At 63.8% G+C, this 522-nt stretch carries 2 protein-coding genes; both read left to right on the forward strand.

The annotated features are described in order from the left end of the window. Positions 1-266, forward strand: a 266-nt coding sequence (locus AACY52_RS30045; protein ID WP_339561338.1) for a DUF559 domain-containing protein, incomplete at its 5' end; no start/stop codon positions are given. 30 nt (positions 267-296) lie between these two features. Beyond that, on the forward strand, positions 297-522 hold a 226-nt coding region (locus tag AACY52_RS30050; RefSeq protein ID WP_339561339.1), incomplete at its 3' end, for an LLM class flavin-dependent oxidoreductase.

The following is a 522-nucleotide window of genomic DNA, read 5'->3' on the forward strand; positions in this document are numbered from 1 at the left end:
TCATCGGCCGCTGCATTGCCGACTTCGTCTGCCCGCAAAAGGCGCTGATCGTCGAAGTCGATGGCGATACGCATGATGAAGCCAAGGACCGGCTGCGCGACGATGTGCTGGCGGGGTTAGGCTTCCGCGTGCTGCGGGTATCGAACCACGATGTGATGGCGAAACTCGAAGGGGTCTTCGATGCGGTCGTGATCGCGCTGGCACAGGCGTCGGATCGCTGGGAGAGGCCCCACCCCAACCCCTCCCCTGAAGGGGAGGGGCTTTGAAACACCCGCTGGCCTCCCCACATCCCTCTTATGACCCATTATTCCCTGCTCGATCTCGTCCCCGTCATCGAAGGCGGCAGCGTTGCGCAAGCCTTGGCCAATGCCGCCGACCTTGCCGCGCATGTCGAGCGGCTCGGTTTCACACGCTATTGGACCGCCGAACATCACGGCATGACCGGCATTGCCAGCGCGGCGACATCGGTGGTGCTGGCGCATATCGGCAACGCTACGTCCTCCATCCGCATCGGTGCGGGCG

This window comes from Pseudomonas sp. EA_65y_Pfl1_P113, from assembly GCF_963970525.1.
GTDB classification, from domain to species: Bacteria; Pseudomonadota; Gammaproteobacteria; order Pseudomonadales; family Pseudomonadaceae; genus Aquipseudomonas; species Aquipseudomonas tritici.